Raw genomic sequence first — 5,337 nt, 5'->3', positions numbered from 1 at the left:
AATGCTCGAAAAAGCCGCACCCCGGCTGACCGGCGAAGGAACGATGCTTCATTCCGACCAAGGTGTGCTGTACCGTACAACGGGATATAGGGAATTGCTTGCGGAGCATTCCATGGTTCAAAGCATGTCGCGGAAGGCGAATTGTTGGGACAATGCGCCGATGGAGAGCTTCTTTGCGGTGTTGAAGACAGAGTGTTTCTATAACGCAGGGGAATTGACGGCGGACGAATTGATGAAACAGATAGATGACTATATGGATTACTACAACCGTGAGCGTTGCAGTTTGAAATTGAAAAAGCTGAGTCCTGTCGCATACAGAACCCAGCTTGCACAGAGCGCCTGAATAGGCTTTTATGAGTGTCCAAGATTTGGGGGCCAGTTCAATGTTTTTCAGACGGCCTTATATTGGACACGAAACCAAATACATAGCAAGGAATCATTCTATGACTGCCAAATCATGGCATATCGGGAAGGCAAGCCTTATCCCATGGGCGCGACCCTGACAAGCAAGGGCGCGAATTTCACCTTGTTTTCCATCAATGCCGAAAAGGTCGAATTGTGTCTGTTTGATAAGGATAAAGAAACCCGTTTGGAGATGCCTTCGCGGCGCGGTTCGGTATTTTACGGATTTGTGCCGGACGTTAAGGCAGGGCAGCGATACGGTTTTCGCGTGTATGGACGTGAAAACGCAGAATACGGCTCATGTTTTAATCCCAACAAATTGCTGATTGACCCGTATTCCAAAAAAATTGACGGCAAACCAAGCTACCGTACCGCCGAAGAAATGGCATGGTTCAGGCCGGAAGATGAACGCGACAATGCCGCCGTTGCGCCGAAAAGCGTCGTGATCGGACGCAGCCGATTTAATTGGGCCAAAGATTGCCGTCCGGAAATACCGTGGGGTAAAACTATTATTTATGAAGCCCATGTCAAAGGGTTTACCAAGCAGTTTCCCGATTTGAAGTACGCAGGCACTTATAAAGCCTTGAGTGATAAACGGGTTTTGGCCTATTTGCAAGAGTTGGGGGTAACGACGGTCGAGCTGTTGCCGATTCATTATCATCTGGACGAATACCATCTTCAGCAGATGGGCTTGAGCAATTATTGGGGCTACAACACTTACTCCCATTTTGCCGTTGAGCCGTCTTATGCCGACAATCCCGAGCGTGCGGCGGCGGAGTTTAAACAAGCGGTCAAAGCCCTGCATCAAGCGGGTTTGGAAGTGATTTTGGATGTCGTGTACAACCACACGGCAGAGCAGGACGACAAAGGCCCGATGCTGTGTCAGCGCGGTATAGACAATGCTTTATGGTATTGGCACACCTCTTACGGCAGCTATGAGAACTGGTCAGGTTGCGGCAATACGCTCAATATTGTCCGTCGCGATGTTACCCGTTGGGCGGCAGACAGCCTGCGCTTTTGGGCCGAAGAGTTTCATGTTGACGGCTTCAGTTTCGACTTGGGAACCGTATTGGGACGCGAGCCCGATTTCCAATCGTATGGCCGTTTTTTCCAAGTCTTGTATCAAGATCCGATTTTGGCCGGTTTGAAGCTGATTGTCGAAGCATGGGACATCGGCGAAGGCGGCTATCACTTGGGCAATTTCCCGCAACCTTTTGCTGAATGGAACGGCCGTTTCCGTGATGATATGCGCGCGTTTTGGTCTTGGGAAAGCGGTAATTTGGGCGCATTTGCCGAACGCTTGGCCGGGTCGTCCGATATTTTCAACCACAGCGGCCGCCGACCGTCTGCCAGCATCAACTTCATTACTGCACACGACGGCTTCACTCTGCGCGATTTGGTCAGCTACAACGAAAAACACAACGAAGCCAACGGTGAAAACAACCGCGACGGGCATAATGAAAACATCAGCTACAACCACGGCGTAGAAGGTGAAACCGATGATGAAGAGGTTTTGCTCAACCGCGAATACACTTCCAAAGCGTTGCTTGCCTCCTTATTTTTATCCAACGGTACGCCCATGCTTTTGGCAGGCGATGAGTTCGGCAACAGTCAGCAAGGCAACAACAACAGCTACTGCCAAGATAATCTGATTACATGGTTGGATTGGCAAAATGAGTCCCATGTGTTGCAAAATTACACTCAAGAGCTGATACGCGTCCGCAGTCAAATCAAGCTGCTGACAGATGATTGCTGGTGGGAAAAAGAGCGTGTGCAATGGCTCAATGCCGATAGCAGACCGATGACCGAATATTGTTGGCACAATAGGGGCAGTAAGGCGATTCAGATTGTTTTGGATGACGAGTGGCTACTGTTGGTAAATGCCAAACGTAGTCGTCAGTTATTTAACCTGCCTCAAGGTAATTGGGAAATTTCTTCGTACCATCAGAGAAATTAAATTACGAAGAATCAGGGAAATGTGTTGTTGAACATATGGGGATTTGGATTTTACATAAAACAAATTAAATGAGAATTAAACTATTGTTTGATTAATCCTTTGATATTTTGTTGGTATTTGTTCATTTTTGGCTTCGTGGTATAAATGGAAAATGCCGATGATATGATTAATGGTTTAATCGTTAATCAAATGTTTTATAAAGAAAAAATATCCTTTTTTAAAACCTTTCCGCTATAATTCCCTTATTGTGTAACAAACCTACGCGTCATTCCTTTCAGACGGCCTGTTGCCGTTGTCAGGCCGTCTGAAAACCGAGTTTTGTTGTTTTTAATAAAACCATCAGGCGCGTTGTCCAGTGCCTCACGCTAGAGAAAGGCTTCCATGGCTAAGAAAAAACTCCCCATCTCCGGTTACGATTACGTAATGCCTAAACCGGACGCCGAAACCATCCGTAAATCCATCGTTTACAAGCTGATTTTCATCTTGGGCGTAGATCCGAAGGAGGCAACTTCACACCAATGGCTCAACGCTGCCATGCTTGCCGCGCGTGACCTGATTGCGGAAGATTTCCTCAAAACACGCCGCGCCCACATCGACAACAGCAAACGCATGGTTTACTACCTCTCCATGGAATTCTTGTTGGGACGCGCCTTCGTCAATGCCTTGATCAACGAAGGCGTGTATGCCGAATTTGCCGAGGCGTTCAAACAGTTGGGTAAAGAGTTCGCCAACATCTGCGAACAAGAACAAGACCCCGGTTTGGGCAACGGCGGTTTGGGCCGCCTGGCTGCCTGCTTCCTCGACTCGCTCGCCACCTTGCGCATTCCTGCCATGGGCTATGGCATCCGCTATCAATACGGCATGTTCAAACAAGAAATCGTGGACGGTCAGCAGGTCGAAAAACCCGATTTGTGGCTCGACCAAGATTTGGCATGGCAAATCGGCCGCCCGAGCAAACAATACGCCGTCAGCTTCGGCGGACAGGTCATCAATATGGGTGATAAAAAAGAATGGCATCCGAGCGAAGAAATTTCCGCGATGGCATACGATGAAATCATTCCCGGCTACGGCGGCGACGTCGCCAACCCGTTGCGCTTGTGGACGGCTCATGCCGGCAACCGCTTCGACTTGGCAGACTTCAACCGCGGCGATTACGCATCCGCCGTCCACGCTCAAAACAGCGATGAAAACATTTCGCGCGTCCTCTATCCGAACGACTCCACCGACAGCGGCCGCGAATTGCGCCTGAAACAAGAATATTTCTTGGTTTCCGCATCCGTACAAGACATCGTGGCGCGCCACAAATGCCGTTTCCCCAGCATCAAAAACCTTGCCGACAAAGTCGCCATCCATCTGAACGATACCCACCCCGTGCTGGCGATTCCCGAGCTGATGCGCATCCTGATTGACGAAGAAGGCATCGCATGGACCGAAGCATGGAATATGTGCTGCAAGATTTTCTCTTACACCAACCATACCCTGATGAGCGAAGCCTTGGAAACTTGGCCGGTCGATTTGATGGGCCGCCTGCTGCCGCGTCATTTGGACATCATCTTTGAAATCAACGCCTACTTCCTCAATGCCTTACGCGCCATCGGTAACTTCGACGACGACTTTGTCCGCCGTGTATCTATCATTGACGAAACCCATGGTCGTCGTGTCCGCATGGCATGGCTTGCCGTAATCGGTTCGCACAAAGTCAACGGCGTGGCCAAAATCCACTCCGATTTGATGACCACATCCATCTTTGCCGACTTCGCCAAAGTGTTCCCAGAACGCTTTACCAATGTAACCAACGGCGTAACCCCGCGCCGCTGGATTAACATCGCCAACCCAGGCTTGACCAAATTCTTGGACAAACATCTGGGCGACGAAGACTGGCGTCTGCATCTGGACAACCTGACCAAGCTCAACGATAAAGTGGACGATGCCTCCGTACAGGCAGAATTCGGCGAAGTGAAAAAAGCCGCCAAAGAGCGCCTTGCCAAATACATCGAAACCGAGCTGGGCATCAAAGTTAACACCGATGCACTTTTCGACATCCAAATCAAACGTATCCACGAGTACAAACGTCAAGCATTGAACGTGATGCACATCGTTGACCGTTACAACAAAATCCTGGAGAACCCGGATTTCGATTGGCAGCCGCGCGTGTTCATCTTTGCCGGTAAAGCCGCTTCCGCCTATTACATGGCGAAGAAAATCATCCGACTGATTAACGACGTTGCCAAAGTCATCAACAACGACCCCCGTATCCGCGACCTGATTAAAGTCGTTTACATCCCGAACTACAGCGTCAGCCTTGCACAAATCATCATTCCTGCCGCCGATTTGCACGAACAAATCTCACTGGCAGGTACGGAAGCATCCGGTACCAGTAACATGAAATTTGCCCTCAACGGCGCAATCTGTATGGGTACGCTGGACGGCGCGAACGTTGAGATTTTGGAAAAAGTCGGTGCGGACAACTGCTATATCTTCGGTAACACCGTAGAACAAGTCGAAGAAATCCGCCACAACGTTTACGACCCGTTGGGCTATATCGAGCGAGACAGCGGCCTGCGCCGCGTCGTCAATCAAATCAGCCAAGGCACTTTCTCTCCGGAAGAGCCAAACCGCTACAACGACGTGTTGCAACCATACGGCGACTTCTATCAGCTGATGGCGGATTTCCGCAGCTACATTGACACGCAATACAAAGCGGACGAACACTACCGCAACGTATCCGCATGGCGCAAATCAGCCTTGATCAACATCGCCAACATGGGCTTCTTCTCATCCGACCGCTCCATCGCCGACTACTGCCGCGATGTTTGGTATATCAAACCATTGAGCGAAAAAGAATTGCCCAGCAAAAATTAAGCGTTGAGCAGATAGCGAAAGCCGATACATTGGGAAGATGTATCGGCTTTTTTATATTCGCTGTTTTTGAATTGGATAACAAACTTAAAAGGCCGAGACCTTTGCAAAATCCCCCC

At 49.5% G+C, this 5,337-nt stretch carries 2 protein-coding genes and 1 pseudogene; all 3 read left to right on the top strand.

Annotated features, from left to right (window positions below; translation table 11 throughout):
- A partial coding sequence (locus HMPREF3052_RS06525; RefSeq protein ID WP_083318798.1) for an IS3 family transposase occupies positions 1-343 on the top strand: 343 nt, incomplete at its 5' end.
- A gap of 100 nt (positions 344-443) precedes the next feature.
- Positions 444-2,427, top strand: a pseudogene (gene glgX / locus HMPREF3052_RS06520) (glycogen debranching protein GlgX).
- Between the two features lie 313 nt (positions 2,428-2,740).
- Positions 2,741-5,221, top strand: coding sequence for a glycogen/starch/alpha-glucan phosphorylase (locus HMPREF3052_RS06515; protein ID WP_070749235.1), 2,481 nt, complete (start codon positions 2,741-2,743; stop codon positions 5,219-5,221).
- Positions 5,222-5,337: the final 116 nt, after the last annotated feature.

The organism is Neisseria sp. HMSC056A03 (assembly GCF_001815685.1).
GTDB classification, from domain to species: domain Bacteria; phylum Pseudomonadota; class Gammaproteobacteria; order Burkholderiales; family Neisseriaceae; genus Neisseria; species Neisseria subflava.
Note: the sequence above shows the minus strand (reverse complement) of the source record. Positions and strands in the feature narration are given on the sequence as shown.